The 21,640-nt window shown below is 60.0% G+C and carries 23 protein-coding genes; 7 read left to right on the forward strand and 16 right to left on the reverse strand.

Annotation, left to right across the window (positions count from 1 at the left end):
* From AC1DPR_RS06125 to AC1DPR_RS06165, 9 genes are all read right to left on the reverse strand, one after another.
* Complete coding sequence (locus AC1DPR_RS06125) at nt 1–441, reverse strand: CBS domain-containing protein (RefSeq protein ID WP_018855559.1); 441 nt, start codon at nt 439–441, stop codon at nt 1–3.
* A 45-nt stretch (nt 442–486) separates the two neighbouring features.
* A complete protein-coding gene (locus AC1DPR_RS06130; protein ID WP_018855560.1) occupies nt 487–1,053 on the reverse strand; it encodes an NADH-quinone oxidoreductase subunit I in 567 nt (188 codons plus the stop codon).
* Nucleotides 1,054–1,083: 30 nt separating this feature from the next.
* Nucleotides 1,084–2,070 carry an NADH-quinone oxidoreductase subunit NuoH gene (nuoH, locus tag AC1DPR_RS06135; protein WP_477815898.1) on the reverse strand — a complete coding sequence of 329 codons (987 nt, stop codon included), beginning with the start codon at nt 2,068–2,070 and terminating at the stop codon, nt 1,084–1,086.
* Nucleotides 2,071–2,295: 225 nt separating this feature from the next.
* Nucleotides 2,296–3,306, reverse strand: coding sequence for a zinc-binding alcohol dehydrogenase family protein (locus AC1DPR_RS06140; RefSeq protein WP_477815899.1), 1,011 nt, complete (start codon nt 3,304–3,306; stop codon nt 2,296–2,298).
* A gap of 149 nt (nt 3,307–3,455) precedes the next feature.
* A complete protein-coding gene (locus tag AC1DPR_RS06145; RefSeq protein WP_477815900.1) occupies nt 3,456–4,247 on the reverse strand; it encodes a transporter substrate-binding domain-containing protein in 792 nt (263 codons plus the stop codon).
* A gap of 34 nt (nt 4,248–4,281) precedes the next feature.
* Complete coding sequence (locus AC1DPR_RS06150) at nt 4,282–5,010, reverse strand: amino acid ABC transporter ATP-binding protein (RefSeq protein ID WP_018855564.1); 729 nt, start codon at nt 5,008–5,010, stop codon at nt 4,282–4,284.
* Nucleotides 4,994–5,644, reverse strand: a complete 651-nt coding sequence (locus tag AC1DPR_RS06155; RefSeq protein WP_018855565.1) for an amino acid ABC transporter permease — start codon at nt 5,642–5,644, stop codon at nt 4,994–4,996. Before AC1DPR_RS06155 ends, AC1DPR_RS06150 begins: the two co-directional genes overlap by 17 nt.
* A gap of 14 nt (nt 5,645–5,658) precedes the next feature.
* Complete coding sequence (locus AC1DPR_RS06160; RefSeq protein WP_018855566.1) at nt 5,659–6,342, reverse strand: amino acid ABC transporter permease; 684 nt, start codon at nt 6,340–6,342, stop codon at nt 5,659–5,661.
* On the reverse strand, nt 6,339–7,454 hold the full coding sequence (locus AC1DPR_RS06165; RefSeq protein WP_477815901.1) for a mannitol dehydrogenase family protein: 1,116 nt from the start codon (nt 7,452–7,454) through the stop codon (nt 6,339–6,341). The genes AC1DPR_RS06160 and AC1DPR_RS06165 overlap by 4 nt, the downstream gene beginning before the upstream one ends.
* Before the next feature lie 209 nt (nt 7,455–7,663).
* On the opposite strand from AC1DPR_RS06165, the gene AC1DPR_RS06170 reads away from it, so the two are divergent.
* Nucleotides 7,664–8,560 (forward strand): GntR family transcriptional regulator, encoded by an 897-nt coding sequence (locus AC1DPR_RS06170; RefSeq protein WP_477815902.1) that lies wholly within the window; start codon nt 7,664–7,666, stop codon nt 8,558–8,560.
* Nucleotides 8,561–8,638: 78 nt separating this feature from the next.
* On the opposite strand, the gene AC1DPR_RS06175 is transcribed toward AC1DPR_RS06170, so the two are convergent.
* The 7 genes from AC1DPR_RS06175 to AC1DPR_RS06205 form a co-directional block, all read right to left on the reverse strand.
* On the reverse strand, nt 8,639–9,433 hold the full coding sequence (locus AC1DPR_RS06175) for a potassium channel family protein (RefSeq protein ID WP_477815903.1): 795 nt from the start codon (nt 9,431–9,433) through the stop codon (nt 8,639–8,641).
* Between the two features lie 567 nt (nt 9,434–10,000).
* A complete protein-coding gene (locus AC1DPR_RS06180; RefSeq protein WP_477815904.1) occupies nt 10,001–11,713 on the reverse strand; it encodes a thiamine pyrophosphate-requiring protein in 1,713 nt (570 codons plus the stop codon).
* 4 nt (nt 11,714–11,717) lie between these two features.
* Nucleotides 11,718–12,719 (reverse strand): branched-chain amino acid ABC transporter permease, encoded by a 1,002-nt coding sequence (locus AC1DPR_RS06185; RefSeq protein WP_477815905.1) that lies wholly within the window; start codon nt 12,717–12,719, stop codon nt 11,718–11,720.
* The gene (locus AC1DPR_RS06190) at nt 12,720–13,589 is read right to left on the reverse strand and encodes a branched-chain amino acid ABC transporter permease (protein WP_477815906.1); all 870 of its coding nucleotides are present in this window, start codon (nt 13,587–13,589) and stop codon (nt 12,720–12,722) included. It abuts the gene before it with no gap.
* Nucleotides 13,590–13,593: 4 nt separating this feature from the next.
* The gene (locus tag AC1DPR_RS06195; protein ID WP_477815907.1) at nt 13,594–14,295 is read right to left on the reverse strand and encodes an ABC transporter ATP-binding protein; all 702 of its coding nucleotides are present in this window, start codon (nt 14,293–14,295) and stop codon (nt 13,594–13,596) included.
* Complete coding sequence (locus tag AC1DPR_RS06200) at nt 14,292–15,002, reverse strand: ABC transporter ATP-binding protein (RefSeq protein ID WP_477815908.1); 711 nt, start codon at nt 15,000–15,002, stop codon at nt 14,292–14,294. The genes AC1DPR_RS06195 and AC1DPR_RS06200 overlap by 4 nt, the downstream gene beginning before the upstream one ends.
* A gap of 106 nt (nt 15,003–15,108) precedes the next feature.
* Nucleotides 15,109–16,401 (reverse strand): ABC transporter substrate-binding protein, encoded by a 1,293-nt coding sequence (locus tag AC1DPR_RS06205; protein WP_477815909.1) that lies wholly within the window; start codon nt 16,399–16,401, stop codon nt 15,109–15,111.
* 157 nt (nt 16,402–16,558) lie between these two features.
* On the opposite strand from AC1DPR_RS06205, the gene AC1DPR_RS06210 reads away from it, so the two are divergent.
* From AC1DPR_RS06210 to AC1DPR_RS06235, 6 genes are all read left to right on the forward strand, one after another.
* Nucleotides 16,559–17,092, forward strand: coding sequence for a 2,4'-dihydroxyacetophenone dioxygenase family protein (locus AC1DPR_RS06210; protein ID WP_477815910.1), 534 nt, complete (start codon nt 16,559–16,561; stop codon nt 17,090–17,092).
* A gap of 48 nt (nt 17,093–17,140) precedes the next feature.
* A complete protein-coding gene (locus AC1DPR_RS06215) occupies nt 17,141–17,905 on the forward strand; it encodes an SDR family NAD(P)-dependent oxidoreductase (RefSeq protein WP_477815911.1) in 765 nt (254 codons plus the stop codon).
* Nucleotides 17,902–18,384, forward strand: a complete 483-nt coding sequence (locus AC1DPR_RS06220; RefSeq protein ID WP_477815912.1) for a MarR family winged helix-turn-helix transcriptional regulator — start codon at nt 17,902–17,904, stop codon at nt 18,382–18,384. The genes AC1DPR_RS06215 and AC1DPR_RS06220 overlap by 4 nt, the downstream gene beginning before the upstream one ends.
* A 100-nt stretch (nt 18,385–18,484) precedes the next feature.
* Nucleotides 18,485–19,930 (forward strand): aldehyde dehydrogenase, encoded by a 1,446-nt coding sequence (locus AC1DPR_RS06225; protein ID WP_477815913.1) that lies wholly within the window; start codon nt 18,485–18,487, stop codon nt 19,928–19,930.
* A gap of 346 nt (nt 19,931–20,276) precedes the next feature.
* Nucleotides 20,277–20,744, forward strand: a complete 468-nt coding sequence (locus AC1DPR_RS06230; RefSeq protein ID WP_025658447.1) for an L-2-amino-thiazoline-4-carboxylic acid hydrolase — start codon at nt 20,277–20,279, stop codon at nt 20,742–20,744.
* A gap of 466 nt (nt 20,745–21,210) precedes the next feature.
* A complete protein-coding gene (locus AC1DPR_RS06235; RefSeq protein ID WP_018855572.1) occupies nt 21,211–21,357 on the forward strand; it encodes a DUF1127 domain-containing protein in 147 nt (48 codons plus the stop codon).
* The last annotated feature ends 283 nt before the right edge of the window (nt 21,358–21,640 follow it).

The following is a 21,640-nucleotide window of genomic DNA, read 5'->3' on the forward strand; positions in this document are numbered from 1 at the left end:
TCAATGATAGCTGACCCCGCAGATGTAATCCTGCAGATCCTGCTCAGTGCGCATCGCTTCCTCGAGCCTGTACTTGACCACGTCGCCGATGCTGACGATGCCGGCGATGTTGTCGCCTTCCATGACGAGCACATGGCGCGTACGCCGCTCGGTCATGATCGCCATCACGAGAGGCAGTAAATCGTCTGTGGCGCAGGTCGCCACACGTTGGCTCATGATATCGCTGACGCGCATGGCGGGTGCTTGGGTGCCATATTTGGCGACGGCATTGCAGCAGTCCCGCTCCGACACCGTTCCCAGGCATTCCCCCGGGTAACGGGCGACGATAACGAAGCCGATGTTGTTTTCGCGGAACAACCTCAGGACCTCCACCATCGTGTGGTTGGGTGTAACCGAGATGACCTCGGGAGACTTGCTGTTCAAGATCTGGCGCACATGCATGTGGGCCTCCTCTCTGCGCGCTTTGCCTAGACGGCTGGCGCATTTTCACCTTCGTCGGATATTACGCCACCAATTGTACCCCTGCCGCCCGCCGGTCTCGACCAGGACCTTCGGTTCGACACTGAGGCGCGCAGCCACCACGCTGCCGCCAGTCGCTGCCTTGCCCGGCTTGGCAAGCAGATCGTCACGCCCGATCACCAGCTCGCGCGAAGAGAAGCTGGAGAATTCGTATTCCTGGCCAAGCGCGATCGCGTCGGCGGGACAGGCATCCTCGCACAGGCCGCAGAAGAGGCACCGTGCCGTATCGATCTCGAATTTTGCCGGGTGACGCTTGCCCTTCTCATCCTCGTAGGGGACGACTTCGATGCAGTCGCATGGACAAATGCGCGCGCAGAGTTCGCAGGCCACGCACTTGATCTCACCCTCATCGTCACGCTTCAGGAAGTGATGCCCACGGTAGCGTGAATAGGGGAGCCATTTTTCCTTGTCCGGGTACTGCATGGTTACCGGTTTGGAAAACATGTAACCGAAGGTCAGAGCCAAAGCTTTCGCCAGGTCGGCGAAGAACGCCCAGCCGATCCATGCGCCAATTCTGTCCTGCGCGTGCGACATCGCTGCCTCACTACCGAGCCCGCTCTGGCCCTAAAGGAAGACAAGACCAGTGATAATTATGTTCGCCATCGAGAGAGGAAGCAAGACTTTCCATCCGATCGCCATCAGCTGGTCGTAGCGGTAGCGTGGGAAGGTGAAACGAAACCAGATGAACATATAGACGAAGAATGCGACCTTGAGCGCGAACCACAGGAGCGGTGGCAAGGGAATGAGCGCGCCGTTCCAGCCGCCGAAGAAGAGGATCACCGCCAGGACCGACACCAAAAGGACGATGGCATATTCGCTCACCATGAACAACGCAAACCGGATACCGCTGTATTCGGTATGGAACCCGGCACCGAGATCGCCTTCCGCTTCCGCTAGGTCGAAAGGAATGCGCTGGGCCTCGGCCAGGCCGGCGACAAAAAACACGAAGAAGCCGATCGGCTGGTAGACGATGTTCCACACATCGGCCTGCGCACGCACGATTTCCAGCAGGCTCATGGATTGCGCCAGCATGACCACGCCGATCACCGCGAACCCCATCGGGATCTCGTAGCTGATCATCTGCGCGCAAGTCCTGAGGCTGCCGAGGACGGCGTATTTGCTGTTGGCGGCCCAGCCACCGAAGATAACGCCATAGACCTCGATCCCAAGCACCGCGAAGACGAAGAGAAGCGCGACATTCATGTCGGAGACATAGAGGGAAATCTCGTTGCCGAGCACCGAGACGGATTCGCCGAAGGGGATCGCGACGAAGACGACAAAGGGCGGAGCGAGCGCCAGGATGGGGGCCATTTTGAACAGCAAGCGATCGGCCTCGGCGGGAATGTGGTCCTCCTTGGTCAGAAGCTTGATTCCGTCCGCCATAGGCTGCAGCAGCCCATGCCACCCAACCCGCATCGGCCCCATCCGCTGCTGCATGTGCCCGGCGATCTTGCGTTCCAGCCAGGTGAGAGGCAGAGGCAGCAGCAGCAGCATCGCAATCAGCAACGCGACCTTGAAGACGATCAATCCGGTGGCGAGTATGAGTTCCATGGTCCGCGGCTGCTTGTTCACGGGTTGAAACACATGGCCGGTTTCTATCTCCGGCTATTCAATGCGCATCTTGCTCCTGTCAGGTCGCAGATACAACTGCGACGCAGCCCAATGCGGTTGCGCCCATGATCTTGTCGCTGCCTCACAGCTGCTGTCGCAGGCATTCGATGCTTCGGCGATAGCCCGTCAGGGACCCGAGCTCGCGCTTGAAATTCGTCGATGCTTTCAAACGTCCAGGATCGCTTTGATAACGCCCGCCTCGGGACGGGCCCATTCCACCAGCAGCGCCGCGCCATCTTCCAGGCGTCCCCGATGCGTATTGAGAGCACGGGTCGGCACCTTGCCGGCCTCGATCTGGCGCACGACCTCGGCAAAGTCGTCCGGCTGGGCATTGCGGCTGGCCAGAAGCGTCGCCTCACGCTTGTGGAATTCGGGGTCGGAGAAGGTGATGTCTTGCCGTACGACGGAGAGCAGCACATAGCGCGCGCCGTGGGCGAGGAAGGCGAAACCCCGCTCGATGGGGCCGGGACTGCCGGTCGCGTCGATCACCACATCGAAACCGTCGCCGCCGGTCAGGCGGTTCGCTTCCGCCTCGGCGGAGGCATCGGCGAGCATTGCAGCGTCAGCGCCGAGCCGGTCTGTGGCAAAGGCGAGCCGGTCGGCGCGCGTGTCCATGACAGTCACCTGCGCTCCGCGCGTCTTGGCGAAGATGATTGCCGACATGCCGATCGGACCGGATCCGGTGACGAGCACGCGGTCGGCGGCGTTGATCGCGCCGCGCTTGACGCCGTGCGCGCCAATCGCCAGGAATTCGATCATCGCCGCATCTTCTAGCGCGATACCGCCCGTCGGCACCACGTTGGCCTCGGGCACCGAAACATATTCGGCCATGCCGCCGTCGCAGTGCACGCCCAGCACGCGGATCGACTGGCAGGCATTTGTCAGCCCCTTCCGGCAGGCATGACATGTACCGCAGGAGAGATAGGGCACGATATAGACGTGTTCGCCCGTCTTGAGACGGCTGCCCTCAGGGGCTTCCTCGACCGTACCGGAAAGTTCGTGGCCCATGATGCGCGGGTATTCGAGAAAGGGGTGCTTGCCGGCGAAGATGTGAAAATCGGTCCCGCAGATGCCGACATGGCGGATGCGCACGAGAACCTCGCCAGCGCCGCGTGCCGGTGCCGGACGGGAGACAAGCGAAAGACGGCCGGGTTCTTCGCAGAGAAGCGCTTTCATGAAGTTCATCCTGATTGTCTGAAGGTTTGGACGGCACCAAAGAGCCGCCGGGCATATCGACAGGGTCCTTACGCCTCATCATCAGCAGGCAACCCGACCGGACGAGGGAGGTGCATGGGCGACCGTGGGTCGGCCGCCCCGCTGTTCGCTTACGGTTTCGGCATTTCCGCCGGCAGGTCGACGTTGTTGTACTTCTTGTAGATCTCGTTCAGCTTTCCGTTGGCGAGATCGGTCTTGACCCAGTCGTTGACCGCCGCCTTCAGCGCATCGTCGCCCTTGCGCAGGCCAACGGCATAGGGATTGACCTTGAGCACGAACTTGACCTCGAGCGGGTCGTTCGTCCGGCGCTCGTTGACGGCATTCATGATCTGCGGAGCGGAGATCATGATATTGTTCTGGTCGGAGACGAGTGCGGTGACGAGGGTCGCGTCGTCGTCATAACGCACGATGTTGGCTCCCGTTGCCTGGCTTGTGGCTACCTTGTCGTTGGTCGTACCGCGGGTTGTTGCGACATCCTTGCCCACCAGCTCTTCCACCCCCTTGATCTCAAGGCCCTTCGGAGCAGCTGCGATGACCTGGATGACGCCGTGCGGATCGGCGAAATCGATCACCTTCTTGCGTTCCTCACTGATGGAGAGCGAAGCGACGACCACGTCGGCCTTGTTTGTGAGCAGGAAGGGAATGCGGTTCGGGCTGGTCACTTCGATGATTTCGAGGTTCACCCCAAGGTGATCGGCGAGCAGCTTTGCGCTTTCCACCTCGGAGCCCGTCGGCTGCATGTTGGCGTCCTGCATGCCGAAGGGCGGTGAGCCGAGGTCGATGGCCGCGCGCAACGTGCCGCGTGCCTTGATGTCGTCAAGCGTATCGGCGATGGCTATTGCCGGGACGGCACCAAAGAGAGCGAGCGCCAAGGCGCTGGTCATCAGGGTTCTGCGTTTCATCATTTAATCTCCTCCTTGAGACAGTTCGATCGAATTAGAGGCCGTTGCTCAGGAACTCGCTTAGTTCCTTGGTCTGCGGATTATCCAGCATCGCGCCGGGGCCCGTTTCCCAGACCTTGCCCTGGTGCATGAAGATCACCTTGCTCGCCACCTTACGGGCGAAGGCCATTTCGTGGGTGACGAGGATCATGCTCATGCCCGCGCGGGCGAGATCCTCCATGACGCGAAGCACTTCGCCGGTGAGCTGCGGGTCGAGTGCCGAGGTCACCTCATCGAAGAGCATCAGCTTCGGTTGCATGGCGAGCGAACGGGCGATGGCGACGCGCTGCTGCTGGCCGCCGGAAAGTTGTTCGGGGTAATTGTCGGCCTTCTCCAGGAGACCGACCTTCGCCAGCACCTGCTCGGCAAGCGCGCGCGCTTCAGCCTTGCCCATGTTCTTCACGCAGGAGGGCGCGAGCATGATGTTTTGTGCCACCGTCAGATGCGGGAAGAGGTTATAGCTCTGAAAGACGATGCCGACATCGCGACGCAGCGCCCGCCGGTCGAGAGCAGCGTCGTGGACCTTGTGGCCGCAAACGAGGATCTCACCGCTGTCGATGGTCTCGAGTGCGTTGATACAGCGTAGCGCAGTCGACTTGCCTGAGCCCGAAGCACCGATCACCGCGATCACTTCGCTGGCGCCGATATCGAAACTGACACCCTTCAGGACCTTCACGGCCCCGAAGCTTTTGTGCACGTTGCTGAGGCTAACGACGGCCGACATTGAGTTTCCTTTCAAGGCTGCGGCTCCAGGCCGAGAGCGGGTAGCAGATGGCGAAGTAGAAGGCGGCGACGACGATGAACACCGTGAAAGGCTCAAAGATCGTGTTGTTGACAAGCTTGCCGGCCTGGGCGAGCTCGACGAAGCCGACAACCGAGGCCAGCGAGGTGTTCTTGACGATCTGCACGAGGAAGCCGACGGTCGGCGCCGTGGCGATGCGCATGGCCTGCGGAAGGATCACCCGGGTCATGCGTTGCCAGCGGCTGAGCGCCAGGCATTCGGCCGCCTCCCACTGGGTCTTCGGCACAGATTCCAGGCAACCGCGCCAGATTTCCGCAAGGAAGGCAGAAGAGTAGATGACAAGGCCAAGGCCGGCGGCGACAATGGCCGGCAGGCTATCGAGGCCGATGACGGCAAGGCCGAAATAGAAGAGGAAGAGCGTGACGAGCAGCGGTGTGCCCTGCACGATCTGGATATAGCCGCTGGCAAGTCGCCGCAGCAGCGGGCTTGGCGAAATCCGGGCGAGCGCCATGGAGAAGCCCAGGACGGAACCGCCGATGAAGCCGACAGCTGAAAGACCGATGGTCCAGAGCGCCCCGACGGCGATGAATTCGATGTGGACGGGCGTGAGCGACATGTCCTGTTCCTTCCTCAGATGGCCGTGCCCAGCTTGCGCCGACGGGGGAAAATAACGAGGCCGAACAGGATGAAGGCTACCCGCACCACGAAGGACAAGACGATGTATAGAGCCCCTGTGACGATATAGGTCTCGAAGGAGCGGAACGTGTCCGACTGGATGCGGTTTGCCACAGCCGTCAGTTCCTCGGCGGAAATTTGCGATGTGATCGACGAGGCGAGCATCAGGAGTACGTACTGGCTGGTCAGTGCCGGATAGACACGCTCGATCGCAGGACGCACGATGACGTGCCAATAGGTCTGGGTGCGCGTCAACCCAAGACATTCGGCGGCTTCCAACTGGGACTTGTGAATGGATTCGAGGCCCGCCCGCACGATCTCGCAGGTATAGGCACCAACATTGACCACAAGGGCTGCGACGGCTGCCGTGTTCGCCGATACCTTCAAGCCCATCGAGGCGAAGCCAAAATAGACCAGGAAGATCTGCACCAGCAGCGGTGTGTTGCGGATCGTCTCGACGTAGACCGCTACCAGAAATTTCAGCCAGGAAGGACCGTCCGCCCGCGCGATGGCGCAGAGCGTGCCGACAACGAAACCAAGGACTGTTGCGAGCGCAGAAAGCTTCAGCGTAAGCCAGACCCCCTGCAGGAACACCGGCCAGTACGGCAGGAGGGCGGAAAAGTCGAATGTATAGCTCATGCCGTCGCCTTCTGCCGGGAAACGATCGAGGAAAGAACTGGCGCTGGCGTACCGGCCCAGTCGAGGAAGGCCGCGATACGCCGTTCGACCTTCAGCGCGTGATTGCCAGCGATGTCGGCGATGCGGTGGTCGAGATAGGGATTGCGGAAGCGGTCCATGGTGGTGGCGACATAGGCACGCGCCGCATCCTCCATCCCGCGTGCGGAGAATCCGGGCAAGACCTCGTCGCGATAAATCGCGTCGAGGCGGGTTTTGACGGCAGGGTCTGCCAGGATGGCACGAACGGTCTCATGCTCCGGACGTCCGTCGCGCTGCCAGATATCGGCAAGGACGCTGTGGCCGAGATTGAGAATATGCAGCTTGAGCCGCTCGTAGGGTTCGAGGTCGTCCGTCAGCACGATGGACGGATGCGTGCAGGGAAGGCTGAGGCCCGGCGCCCGCTCGATCGCCCAGAGCGCATAAGGCTCCGCCACCGCGCCCGCGGGCTGCAGCGGCTCGGAGACGATGCGATCGACGAGGGTGTTGGCGAAAACCACCTCCTGGTCGAGGAACCTCAGGAAATCCGCAGGGGCGCTGGCCGTCGCCGCAAGGTCGCGGACAATGGCCCTTAGCGCCGGTCCGTTGCGGTTGACGAGTTCGCAGGGCAGGACCGTCAGCGGACGCCCGCCACGTTGCCAGCGGGCATGGAGGAGCTGAAGGAGCTTGCCGGGAAACGAGACAAGCGGCGTGTCAGCAAAAAGGCCGGTGGACGCCTCGCCGGGAGTGACCGCATAGCCTGAGTCACCCGTGTTGGAGACCACAAAATCGGCTTCGCGTGCGAAGAGATCGACTATCTCGACCCAGTCGCCGGCGGTCGAAAGGCCGCGCGATACGCTTTTCACCGCCACGCGACGCTCGGTGGCCATGCCGTTTTCAAGGCCGCGAAGAACGACAGGAAACCCCGCCGGATCGGAAAAGGCCGCAAGCCGACCGGCCCGCTCGGCAGAGCCCGAGGTCTGCACGATGACGACCGATGGCACGTCCTGACCCGCTTCCCGTGCCTCGTGCAGGAACAGATCCACATGCGCCTGAAGGAAGCGGCTCGTGCCGAATTGAAGGATGAGCCCTGTCATAGGCCGAACACCGGGAGGCGGCCGGTGCCCAGAAGAGGACAGCAACAGAAAAGGGTGTGAGGATGCGCTTCGCATCCATTGTCCGCGTGCATGAACTCCTCCTTCCACACAGCTGGTCTGTTTTTTTTGTATAAAAGACATTATTTGGGCGGGCAATCTGTTTTTTTTATAAAAAAATCATTGTAAAAGACAAAGCGTCGGGGGGCGGCATGAAGACCAACACGCTTTACAAACGGACGCTCAATCAATGTCTTGACGTACTCGCACGCAAGTCGCCGGGATCAAAGCTTGCGTCTGAGCCGGTCCTGGCGGCCGAACTCGGCGTCAGCCGGACGACGCTGCGCGCCGTGCTGGCGGAGCTTTCGAGCAGTGGTATCGTCGCGCTCGACGGGCGCTCAAAAGTGCTCCTGCGCCTGCCGTGCGCCAAGGACTATCAGGCAGGGACTGATCTCGGGCCGCTCGCGGAGATCGTGGAGCGCAAGTTCATGACCTGGATGGTGGGGCCCGATTGCAGTCCTGGCCAGAGCATCAATGCGCTCGATCTAGCCCGCCAGTTTGGGGTCTCCACGTCTGCCATCCGCGAATGCCTCAACACGTTCAGCCATTTCGGCCTGCTGGAACGGCAGAGCAGCGGACGCTGGAAGGCCCTCGGTTTGACGGTGGACTTCGTGGCCGAGCTTTTCGACATGCGCGAATTCATGGAAATCCGGGCAGTGGAGCGCTTCATGGCGCTACCGCCCGACCATGCCGCGTGGCGCACGCTTGCGTTCCTCGAACAGGAGCATCGGGAGATGCTGGCCGAAATCAGCTGGCGCTACCGCGATTTCTCCGATCTCGACCACCGGTTCCATAAGCTGGTCCACGGCGTCGCCCCCAACCGGTTCTTCATCAATATCCAGGGCGTGATGTCGGTCATTTTCCACTATCACTATCAATGGAGCAAGAAAGACGAGCGACAGCGCAATCACGTCGCGGTCGAGGAACATCTGGCCTATATCGCTGCCCTTCAGAGTGGCGACCTCAAACAGGCGCGGCATGCCTGCGCCGAGCATCTGAAGACCGCCCGCTCAACGCTTCTCTCCTCGATCGAGATCGCCTCGGACTGACCACGCTCGAACAGACATCGCCCCCCATGACGCCCGGGTTTGAAATCCGCCTCGAAACCCTGCCATCGGCAAGGCCCTTCAGTTTCCTTCGTCGGGGATGTTCAGCACCTCCCCACAGGCCTTGCAATGCACGGCATCGGTATCGTGCCGCTGCAGGCCGCATCTGGGGCACGGGAAAGAGACTTTGTGCGGACGCACGACCGCCTGCGCCAGCCGTACAAAAAGCGAGATGCCGACGATCATGGTGACCACCGACGTGAGCTTTCCGAGGGTTCCGGGCAGCGTGATGTCGCCGAAGCCGGTCGTTGTGACAGTGGCGACCGTGAAATAGAGGGCGTCGACGAAGCCTTCCTCACCGTTTCTGTCGTAGAAGAACGACGTGTAGACGAATCCGGTGATCAGGAAGAGGAAGACCAGGAAGTTCAGGATTGCGCGCAGAACCTCAACGAATTCGCTGCAACCAATCCGACGCAATCCTGCCAGAAGAAGGGGGCTACGGCCGAGCGCCCAGAGGCGCATGACCCGGAGGAAGGCGAAATTGAAGAGAAGGGACGGGAAGAGCAGGGTCGCCAGAATGATCAGGTCGACCCATGTCATCGGTCGAACGAGCCATGCGCCGACTGAGGGGGCTGCGACTGCGCGGGCCACCATCTCGAGAATGATCCACGCCGCAATCGCGTAATCGATGATCAGGTAGGACGGTCCCGTTCGCAGATAGGGCCCGAGGACGAAAAACGCGAGGATGGCTATGTCAACCGCCATGAAAGCAGCCTGCACCGCCATCGCCTTGGCGTCATCGCTCGTTTCGAGGCGACGAAGCCAAACGCGGATAGACTGCCGATACGAACGATCACCAAGGTCGAGGATGCCCATGTATCGGAAATCTACTCGCTTTGCGCGCCTCGTTATAGATCAAAATAGCGAGGTAAACGACATGGGTACACTTTGGGTATGTGCTGAAACTGCCGTCAGGTAAACATGTAGGCTGGCCAGAACTAATCGGAGCGACGAGCCTCGGCGGGCTTCTTTGACGAAGCTCGCTTGCGTTTCCCGCCCTTGCCGGGATTCGAACGCAACCGGCTTCGCAGGCTTATCCGCGATGGAATTGGTTGCGCATCGACCAGAAGCGGTTTCGCGTTGATCGCTGCGATGCTTGCCTCAAGCGCAGTCAGCCCGGAAATCACATTATCGAAGATGCCCATGTCCTGCTCCGTTACTTCTGGCAAAAACCTAACATGGGTTCCTGGCGCAGGCCACATAATATTAGAGGACTCTTATTTTGCGAGCAGGCCGAGCCACGTGAAGGCGGTGTTCCAGACGTAGGTGCAGGCACACGAACGCGGGATCGAGCCCCCATGGGAGGGCTGCATGTACTCTACAGCAGGTCCACCGTACGCCATTTGCGGCGTGCAGCTGTGATCAGCCTGCTTCTATAACACCTCATCTGATGCGGACATTCAGCAGCGCCGTAAGCTGCCGCTGGGTGACCTGCATGATCGCCTCCTCAAGCGCCGGCCCGAGCTCGGCGGCGGTTTCCACCGATCTCGCCCAGGCGCCAGATGCCTCGGCGACCAGCTCGAATTTGGGACTTGGCGCAAGGGTGGTCAGCGGCATCTGGTTTGCCTTGGCGGCGTGACCGTCCGGATACATCGCAGTTACTGACTGCCGCACCGCGCCCCACTCCGCGTTGTTGAGGACGACGATCAGCACGGGAATGTCGTGCGCCTGGCTGACCTGATGGCAGGCGACGGGGTTGGCGAACATGTAAGAGCCGTCACCCATGGTGGCGACGATCAGCTTCTCCGGCCGTGCAAGCTTCATGCCCATGGCGGCCGGGAAGGACCAGCCCAGGCCGCCGGAAAACGGTTCCTGATACCAGCTCTCGGACGACTTCAGGGTCATCGGGGCAAGCGGGCATCCAAGCTCGGAAAGAACCGTCGCGTCATGTTTTTCAAGTACTTCGGAGAGCTTGAAGCTGACGTAGGCTTTGGTCATGACAGGCTCCGCAGCACGTTCGGCCTCGGCACTGGCTTCGTCTCGAATTTTTGCCGTTGCCGCGGAAATCCGAGCGAGGCGCGCAGCGCGGTGGGTGGCGGAGCCGTGTTCCTTCATTGCGTCATACAAAGCGACGAGACCAGGCGCCGTTTCAGTGGCGATCGAGAGATCCGATCGGAAGTTGCGCACCGGTGTCCGGGTAAAGAGCGGGTTGGGCCCAAACTGGATGATGCGTGCATCGGCCTTCGGCTTATGAATATCGGGAGACCAGGGGGCGAGGGCGTCGATGACAAGGATGACATCCGCTTCAGCCAGCCAGGGTGCCGGGTCGGCGCCGCCGAACATGGGACTGTCCGTCGGAATGCCGATCTGCGTGGCCCAGTAGTGAACGACCGGGATTGCCCACCTTTCCGAAAGTGCCGTCAACGCGGCAAATCCCTCGCGGCCACCGGCGCCTCGCTGGACGAAAATCACCGGGCTCTTGGCGCGCAGAAGCCAATCCGCTGCCTTGCGGATCGCTTCGGCTGGTGGCTCGGCCTGCGCCGCCGCCATCGTCGGCTCAACCTCAAGCAATTCGTCGCTGACCGTTTCGGACAGCACTTCGCGGGGAAGGCTTAGATAGACGGGGCCCTTGGGGCTGGACTGCGCAATCGCGTAGGCCCGGTCCAGCATCTCTCCGATCTGTTCGGGATAGCGCAATTCGTAGTCCCACTTGCAAGCTTCCCGGACCAAGGCTGTCTGGTCCAGCATTTCCTGACCCCAGCCGATGGGAACGGTCCGCGTTCCGAATCGTCCTTTTTCCGTTGCCGGTGTGCGGCCAGACATCAGAATTACCGGGACAAGGTCGATCGCCGCGTTAAGTGCCCCGATCGCTCCGTTCGCCAGCCCGACATTGGTATGCAGAATGACCGCCTGCGGTCTGCCGGACATGAAATAGTAGCCATGAGCCATGCCAAGAGCGGCATGTTCGTGGGGAACGGCGATCGCTTTGGGTAGCTCGATCCCTGCGCTTGCCGCCTGTGCCAACCCCTCGATGATGGGCGGAAAATCGGTGCCGGAATTGGCAAAGACATAGTCGACGCCGAGTTTCTTCAGGCGTGGAAAAATTGCCGCGCCGGCGGTCAGGTCTGACTTTTCTGTCTGGTCTGTCGTGCGCAAGTCCTTACTCCACTGACTTTGGCTTGGGCCGGCCTTTCGGACGATGTCCGAGTGGGATGAGATCGCCGGGAAGGAAGCGCCGCAATATGCCCCAGATGCCTTTGGGCTCGATCAATACGACGGTGATCGATACGGCGCCGAGAATGATGAGATGCCACACCCCGAGATCCGCCAGTGTTTCCCGCAAGAAAAAGAACACAATCGTTCCGATAATCGGGCCTTCGAATGACCCAATTCCACCAATGACCACGATGAAGATAACGTAAACCGTCCAATCAATAATGCTGAAGGACGCGGGGGGGGCAACGCGCAATTTCTGCGATGTGATGATGGCGCCGGCGATTCCGAGGAACGGCGCGGTCCAGAGGAAGCAGAGGATGCGCGTTCTATGCAGATTGACGCCGATCGCGCCGGCCCCTTCCTCACTGTCGCGCATGGCCGTCAATCCCACGCCGACACGGGTTCGAATGAGATACCAGGTCGCGAGCAGCGCAATCACGGCAAGGGCGAGGGCCAGCCAATAGATATTGACATAGCGCTCGATCGCGCTGCCACCGAACTGCTTGACCGTGGCGACCGGCATGCTCTTTCCCGACCCGCCGCCGAATGTGGGTAGTTTTCCCGCTAGAAGCATCAAGGTTTCCGCGACGACCCAGCTCCCGACGGCGAGATATCCGGCGCGCAGCCGAAATATGATCGCCATGATCGGCGCTGCCAGCACCAGGGCCACTAGGCCGGCCAGGAGCACGGAGAGGTAGGGGTTCATTTCGGCAAATACGAGAAAGCCGAAGAAGGCATAGGCGCCGATGCCGACGAATGCGTGTTGCCCGACCGTAACGATGTCGGCATAGCCGGCAAGCAGGTTCCACATCAACGCCAGTACGAGCAAAGTCAGGAATTCGGTCGAAAGCTGCAGGCCTCTGAGGGACAGGAGGCTTGGTGCGGCGAGCAGAAAAACGACGCCGGCAAGCAACAATACTCTTCCGATAAGGATGGACGGGTTCATCTATGGGTACCGCGGAAACAAGCCCTGTGGCTTCAATGTGAAAATGATGAGGAAAGCGATATGGCCGGCGAGCACTTCCCAAGCGGCATCAATCTGCCCACCGACTGTTTGCGCAACACCGAGAAGAATGCCTCCAACGAGTGTTCCCCACAGGCTTCCAAGGCCGCCGAGAACAACGGCCTCAAAGGCGATCAGCAGTCTGCTGGGGCCACTGGTCGGATCGAAATTGGTCCAGAGCGACATGAAACCACCCGAAATGGCGATCGTCACGGCCACCATTCCCATCGCGACGGCATAGATGTGCGCGGATGGCAATCCAATCAGATTGGCTGCATCCGGATCGTCGGAGACTGCCCGAATCCGCGCGCCAATGCCGGTGCGGTAGAGCAGCTGGTCGAGCACAAATACAAGCAGAATTGCCGAAGCGAAGATGAGTAGCGGTAGGGTTCCAATATTTACCCCGCCGGCGACGTGAATCGTCGCCGCCTCGATCGCGCCAGCCGGCACTTTTCGCGTATCCGCTCCATAAGCCCCCTGAAGTCCGTTCTGGATGATAACCGACAAGCCGAAGGTGACGAGGATGACTGGCAATACCCCTTTGCCGAGAACCCGTTCCAGAATACCGCGCTGGAGCAAATAGCCGGCGAAAAACGCGATGGGCAGGATGAGCAGGGCCGACAGAAGCGGCGAAAGGCCCAGCGAAACCGTCAAGGACAGCATCATGAAGCAGACGAGAACGATCAGGTCGCCGTGGGCGATATTGATGAAGCGCATCACACCCGCAGACAGCGACAGCCCCATCGCAAACATTGCGTAGAGCCCCCCGAGGAGAATGCCTTGCACGATTTGATTGATCCAGGCGCCCAGCAAGAGTTCAACCTCCAAAATAGGAACGAATAATGCCCTCGCGGGACACGTCGCCCGGACGGCCGCTCAGCACGACTTTGCCTTCGAGAAGGCTGTAGAAGCGGTCGGAGACCGCCAGCGAACGGGAGATGTCCTGTTCGACCAGGAGGATGGCCGTCCCCTTTTTCCGGATCTCGGGAAGGATGTTATAGAGGTCTGCGATGATGACTGGAGCCAATCCGAGGCTGATCTCGTCGCACAGCAACAGGCTGGGATTGGTGAGTATGGCTCGTCCGAGCGCCACCATCTGCTGCTGTCCACCAGACAGTTCTCGAACGCGCTGCTTTCGCCGGCTGGCAAGAGCAGGGAAGAAGCCAAAGATATCCTCGTGGCGGATTGATCCTCGCCGCCCGATTTGCCACCCGATATCCAGGTTTTCGTCGACTGTCAGAGACGGAAACAGACGCCGCCCCTCCGGGACAAGCGCCACTCCACTCGAGACAATTGCCGACGTCGACATGCAATCCAACGAGCGTCCATCCAGGTGGATGCCGCCTTCGATGCGGGGAACCTGGCCGACGATCGCCTTCAACAACGAGGACTTTCCTGCGCCGTTCGCGCCGATAATCGAGACGATCTCGCCGGCGCCCACCTCCAGGCTTACATCGAAAAGGGCACGGAACTTTCCGTAGTAGACCGACAGGGCTTCAACCGAGAGAAGCGGTGTCATTCGCCCGCTCCGAGATAGACATCCTTGACGGCCTTGTCGGCCAGCACGGCATCGGGGCTCCCATTTGCGATGAGCTTTCCCCCGTAGAGCACGACAATCGAATCCGCCGCGCGTCTCAAGGCTCGCAACACGTGCTCGATCCAGACGATCGTCGTTCCCCTGGAACTGACGTCGCTTATAATCTGAAGCAGCGTGTCGCACTCGGCATCGGTGAGGCCACCGGCAATCTCATCCAACAGCAACAGGCGCGGCGCGCTGCCGAGGGCCTTGGCAAGTTCGAGCCGCTTCAAATCGAGCAAGGAGAGCTCCCCGGCCTGCGTTTCGGAGCGATGCGCGAGGTTCACCTGTTCCAGCACTTCCTCGGCATGGAAACTGGCATCTCCCATCGCAAGTCCGCCACCATGCAGGGCTGCCGCCAGGACATTCTCGAAAACAGTCATGTTCGAGAAAGGCTTGGGTATCTGGTACGTCCGTCCGATGCCCTGCCTCGACCGGTTCCACACCGATACTTTCGTGATGTCCTTGCCCTGGAAGCGAATGGTTCCCCCGTTGACCGGCAGGACGCCGGCAATGACGTTGAATAGCGTCGTTTTGCCGGCACCGTTCGGGCCGATCATTCCAAGGATCGAGCCCTTTGGAACTTTCAGATTGATTCCATCGAGAACGCGCAATGCACCGAAGTGCTTTTCAAGGTTTGAAAGTTCCAAGATTGTATGAGATTCATTGACGTCGGGCATTGTCGATTACCGATACGACTGCATTGCGGATGGCGCCGGGCTACGCCAAACCGTTGGCGTGGCCCGGCGTTCCTCATCAGCTGTATTTTATGACGCTGGGTTCACCATTCACCGGCACTTCGGGTGTCGTCGTGTTATCAACGATGACAAGCTCCAGCGGATACTTGCTTCCCTTTTGCCATTGGCCGACCACAAGCGGCGTCAGAGCGGTGTTCGGGAAGGGCCCCTTGCTGAAGTCGATTGTTCCCACGATCGACCTGTAGTTAGTCGCTTTCAACGCGTCGCGGATCGAACCTCGATCGGTCGGGTTCTGTGTTCTCTTCAGCGTGTCGAACACCACTTCGAAGAGCGAATGGCGGAAGCCCAGAGGCAACGACCACTGACGGCCGCTGGCCGCCTCATAGGCATCCGAGAGCTCCTCCGAGGATTGGCCGGTCAAACCCGAATGATAGGGATGATACTTGCTCCACCACACCTCAGCCGTGAGCCCGATCGCTCGGTCACCGAGTGGTTCCATCGCGGCCGGGAATTCGCAGGCCTTGCCGACATAGACGATATCCGGCCGGAATCCCTGCTGCGCGGCGCTGTTCCAGAACGTCGTGAATTCGGGCGGCGGCAGCACGCCCTGGATGATGTTGACGCCTGCGGCCTTGAATGCGCCGATCTGCGCATTGTAATTGGATGCCGGCATGTCGAACCGGCCGGGATCGATAACCTTGAAGCCGTGTTTCTCGAAGAATGGCGGGAAGCCGCGCTCCTTGTTCGACTGGGCGATGCCGTCACCGTCATTCGGCCACAGGCCGCCAATCACACCCTCCGGACGCAATTTCTTCCAATAGGGCACCATCGTCTCTGCCAGTTCCTGGCCGGAGAAGAAGAAGTTGTACGTCCAGTCCCAGCCAAGTTTCGGATCGCCGTTCCGCCCAAAGAAATAGGGCTCCAGCGGGGCGTCATTGCTGATGCAAGGCACACCATTGACTTCGCACTGGTCGGATACCGGGTTGACAGTTTCCGGCGTGGCGAAGGTGGCAATCAGATCGACCTCGTCCTGCAGGATCAGTTCCTGCGCAACTTCCGAAGCCCGATTTGGGTTGGACTGACTGTCCTTGATGATGATTTCAAACGGATGCTTCGTGCCGTTGATCGTCACGTTGCCACCCGTGGCCTTTTTCACCTGATCCAATACAAAAGGTATGTGTTCGGTGAAAAAGGCGAGCGGGCCTGTCGTCGGCTGCACGAGGCCGATCTTAATGGTTTTTGGTGCTGCCAGCGCCCTGGTCATAAAGCCCGGCGCCATGGTGGCGGCGGCTCCTACAGTCAGCCCTTTGACCACGTGGCGGCGACTCATCGATAGATTGATTCTGCTCATTGACATCCTCCCCTTGTCCTGAGTGCGCCTTATTTTTCCGCCGGCGCAAGCGGCCTCCATAGACAAATCATAGATCGAAAACAGTTTGAAGGCAAACTAATTGCCAAAACGGTTTCGCTTGCGGTAGTTTGTTGGAAAACACGCGGGAGGACCAAGCATGCCGAAATTTCAGGGAGGCGAATTCTGGCGGAATCTGCAGCCGATCCAGAACGTGTTTCGCGAAGGCGCAAAGCCGGAAGCATACATTCACGACGCGCCGACCAGCGATGAACGCTACTATGTGCCCTTCAGCGATACGGTCTTTTCCCGTCCGCTCTGGATCCAGCCTGGTCAGAACAAATGGGCGGACATCCTGTTTGCCAAGAGCGCCGGACTGGTGAACCGGCACTATCATCCGCACGAGGTTTTCGCCTACACGATCTCCGGAAATTGGGGCTATCTGGAGCACGACTGGATCGCGACCGCCGGAGACTTCGTCTATGAGTCGCCGGGAGAAGGCCATACGCTGGTCGCCTATGACCACGAGGAGCCCATGCGTGCCTTCTTCATCGTCACCGGGCCCTTGATCTGGCTGGACGATGAGGGCAAGCCTAGCGGTCATTTCGATGTGTTCGACTACATCGACATGTGCAAGCGCCACTACGACAGCGTCGGCCTCGGCGCCAAGCTGATCGACGATCTCATTCGCTGACCGGCCTAATCCGTTTTGGTCGATTCATCATCAACACCGGGGCTCTGAATGCCGATGCGACTGCTGGAAAATAAGACTTGCATCATTACAGGCGGCGCTGGAAGCCTGGGCCAGGCGACCGCGCGTCTCTTCCTCGACGAGGGCGCCTCGGTCATGCTGGTCGACCTTCACGCAGAGGCACTTGCCGGCGCCGCCAACGCCTTGGCGAGCGACAGGGTGGCCATATTTCAAGCCGATGTCAGCAAGGCGCGGGATTCGGCGGCCTATGTCGACGCGACTGTGGACCGTTTCGGGCCAATCGATGTGCTCTTCAGCAATGCCGGCAACTTCGGTACCGTCGCCCCTATCGACCAATACCCCGAGGAGGTGTTCGACGCGGTTTTCGCTGTTCACGTTCGTGGCGCGTTTCTGGCCGCCAAATACGCAGTGCCTTGCATGCGCGACGGCGGAAGCATCGTTCTGACATCTTCGGTCGCCGCCACCCGGGGAGATCCCGGTGTCTACGCCTATATCACCGCCAAGCACGCCCAGGTTGGCCTGATGCGCTGCTTGGCGAAAGAATTGGCGCCTCGCCGGATCCGCGTCAATTCCATCCATCCCGGCCCACTCGACAACGAGTTCCAGCACCGGGTCGAAGATGGCCTCGGTGCCGCCATTGGTCGCGATGGGGCCGAGTTTTTTAATGAAATGATTCCGCTGGGGCGTCATGGAAGGGTGGACGAAGTGGCACGTTCCGTTCTTTTTCTCGCTTCCGACCAGAGCAGCTTCACCACCGGGTCGATGCTTGCGGTCGATGGAGGGATGAGCACATGAGCGAGACGAAGCGCAAGCGCCCTTCCGCACTCCCCGAGCTGGACAGCAGCATCGATCTCGGCCCATTGGAAGATTTCGTCGGCTTCAACCTGCGTCTCGCCCAAGACGCGTCATTCCAGGTCTTCGCACAGCATACCGGGGAACCTCATTTGCGGCCAGGGCGCTTCGCCAGCCTCATGGTTATTCACCGGAATCCCGGACTGACTCAAAGGGACCTCGGGCAAGCGATTGCCCGGGACAAGTCCTCAGTCACGCCCTTGGTCAAGGCGATGGAACAGGACGGCCTTGTCGAGCGGCGTCCCTCGCCGGAGGACCGGCGCAGCGTGACGCTCTGGCTTACTGAATCAGGGGAAAAGGCTCTCCAATCGCTCCTGGCGCATGCACGTGAACACGACCGAAAACTTGATGAACTGGTGGGATTGGAGCGGAAAGCGGAATTCTTGCGGCTGCTCAAGAAAATCACGGCTGAACTGAAATGAGACCTCGTGACTGCGGTCAGACCGAACCCGGCGATAGGGCCAGACCGCACGCGAATGCGCCGGAAAATCCGGCCACGATCGATCCTGGGAGGAAACAAACATGACTATCAATTTGCTCATCAATGGCGAAGCCAAAGGCGCTGCAAACGGCAAGACATTCGATCGCATGGACCCCGTCACGGGTGATGTAGCGAGCCGTGCCGCTGCCGCGTCCGTGGATGACACGGTCAGTGCGGTCAACGCGGCCGCGGCGGCCTTCGATACCTGGTCGAAGACCGGCCCGGGCGAACGTCGGAAGCTGCTGATGAAAGCGGCGGACGCGATGGAGGCAAAAGTCGGGGCATTTACCGCCGCCATGGTTGCCGAAACAGGCGCGACAGCGCCGTGGGCAGGATTCAACGTCATGCTGGCGGCGGGAATGATTCGGGAAGCGGCAGCCATGACGACACAGGTCAGCGGCGAAGTGATTCCTTCCAACAAACCCAATACGCTTGCAATGGGAATCCGCAAGCCGAAGGGTGTTTGCCTCGGCATAGCGCCGTGGAACGCACCGGTGATCCTTGGCACCCGAGCTGTTGCAATGGCGATTGCCTGTGGCAACACGGTTGTCCTGAAAGCATCCGAAATGTGCCCGGCAACGCACCGCCTGATCGGCGAATGCTTTACTGATGCCGGGTTCCCGTCCGGTGTCTTGAATGTCATCACCAATGCGCCGGAAAACGCGGCCGAAATCGTCGAGGCACTGATCACGAATCCGAAAGTCAAGCACGTCAATTTCACCGGCTCGTCCGCTGTCGGCCGGATCATCGGCCGCCTTGCCGGCGAGAACCTGAAGCCTATGCTGCTCGAACTCGGCGGCAAGGCGCCGCTCATCGTACTGGATGACGCTGACATCGACGGTGCGGTCAATGCCGCAGTCTTCGGCGCCTACATGAACCAGGGCCAGATCTGCATGTCGACCGAACGTATCATCGTCGATGAAAAGATCGCCGACGAATTCGTTGAAAAGCTGGCGGGGCGCGTAGCCTCGCTGGTGGCCGGCAATCCGCGAGAACAGGTCGTGCTGGGCTCCCTCGTCACGCCCGGGGCAGCGGAGAAAATGGACGGCATTGTGGCCGACGCGATCGCAAAGGGCGCCAAGGTCGCTGCAGGCGGTGGACGCACCGGTTCCATCGTCGAGGCAACGCTGGTCGACCACGTAAAGCCCGGCATGGCGATCTATGAAAGGGAAACCTTCGGACCTGTGAAACCCGTCATTCGCGTCAGTGGCGACGAAGAAGCACTCCAGATCGCCAACGACACCGAGTACGGATTGTCCTCGGCCGTCTTCAGTCGCGACATCCAGAGGGCGATGCGCGTTGCCGAACGACTGGAGACGGGCATTTGCCACATAAACGGCCCGACACTGAGCGACGAACCGCAAATGCCCTTCGGCGGTGTAAAGGCTTCGGGCTTCGGCCGCTTCGGCGGCAAGGCGGCGATTGCCGAATTCACCGATCTTCGCTGGATCACGATCGAGGATGCGAAGCAACACTATCCATTCTGAACCGTGTTAGGCCGGTTCTTCCGTCTTTAGACGTCTTAGTGCCGCTGACCGGGCATTGGGACGCGTGTCAACGACAGCACACGAAACGGCTCTTTTCGCGGATCTCCGATCTAAAACGGGGGATCTCACAAACCGACAGGCTCGCATTCTCCTTTCACCGGATGAAAGCGAGTGATATTCAACGCTGCCCTGACCGCCACGTCGAGCCTTGAACGTGATCGGCAGCGTGTGGCAAGGTTGCGGCCACCGCCCTAGACAGACGAAGCAAAGGGAACTCGGCATGTCGGATTTGCCAACTGAAGAGACAGGTTGCCCGGACCTAGCGACTGTGGAAGCGCCAAAACCGATGGGCATCCTCCAGCGGCGCAAGATCGAAGCGGCCATTATCGCGCCGATCTATGATGAGTTGAGGCAGCGGCTGGGCGAAGCAGAGGCACAGGCGATTATCGATGCGGCTGTAAGCAAGGCGGCGATGCGGGCCGCCCGTGAATTCGCAGACGCGACGGAGGAAGGCACCAGTCTGTTGACGTTTCAGGCGCTGCAAAGCCTTTGGACGCAAGATGACGCGCTTGAAATCGAGGTCGTGCGGGCGGATGACAAGGTATTTGACTACAACGTCCTGCGCTGTCGTTATGCCGAAACCTACCGCGAGATGGGGCTCGGCCACATAGGCCATCTCCTGTCCTGTAACCGGGATGCCGTCTTCTGCAAAGGCTACGATGCCCGCATCAAAATGTCTCGCACGCAGACCATCATGCAAGGCGCGACACATTGTGACTTCCGGTATGTTCTGGAGGAGAAAACCGCGCCGTAGCCGGTCACCGCCAGGGCAATTTAACCAGGCTTCATTTTTACGGAGATCGCTGACCTCGTCGGCGGACAGTGGGAGCCCCCCGCGTGGTCCCAGGAGCGCCCTTCGAGCACTCCCATAGGATCACTTCCACCGATTTTGCGAACCGAGATTGGCATGAGGAGCCGAGGACAGTCGATCAGGGCGCCAACCTCTTTCAAAGGCAAACAGGTATCTTGCCAGCTGGCTCGGCGGCCTGAGAAAGCGACCCTTCGTCCCTGGCGTCATCCAGCGAAACGGGCTCGCTCGCGGGGTTAAAAAACAAGCATCTTCCGAAATTGGACGATCGCCCTATGCGCAGCACGCATAGGTGAGGTGAGGTATTGTCACTGTTTTAAACCGATTGAACCGCCTATATCTCAACCATCGAAACGACGCCGGAGCCAAGCAAGGTTGCTGACGTCATTAGCCCTCAGGAAAGGGGATTATCATGAACGTAGCACGCTCTTTCAACAACTGGCGCAAGTTCCGTCAGACTGTTAACGAACTCGGCCGTATGTCCAGCCGCGAATTGCAGGACCTTGGCATCGACCGCGCCGACATCCGCAGCGTTGCCCGCGCAGCTGTCGCCCGCTGACCGCGCATACCTTCCGTCTCCAAGACTGCTCGACGCCCGCTGGTAACGCGGGCGTTTTTGCGTCGATCTCGGTAGCTGAGGTCGGTTCGGGCCCCATACTCATCGCCAGTCATACCAGCTTGAATTATTTGCATAGCTGCAGTGCAACATAAGGCATGGAAACTGCCGCCGAACGATGTAGTGTTGGAGCTGTCGAAGCAATGCAACTCCTCCCGCAAAGCTTCGAGTTTCAGACGGCCAATCTCCTCCCAGGGCGTCTGAAGGAACAGCGACACTCCTCCTC

The organism is Rhizobium sp. 01T417, assembly GCF_056398905.1.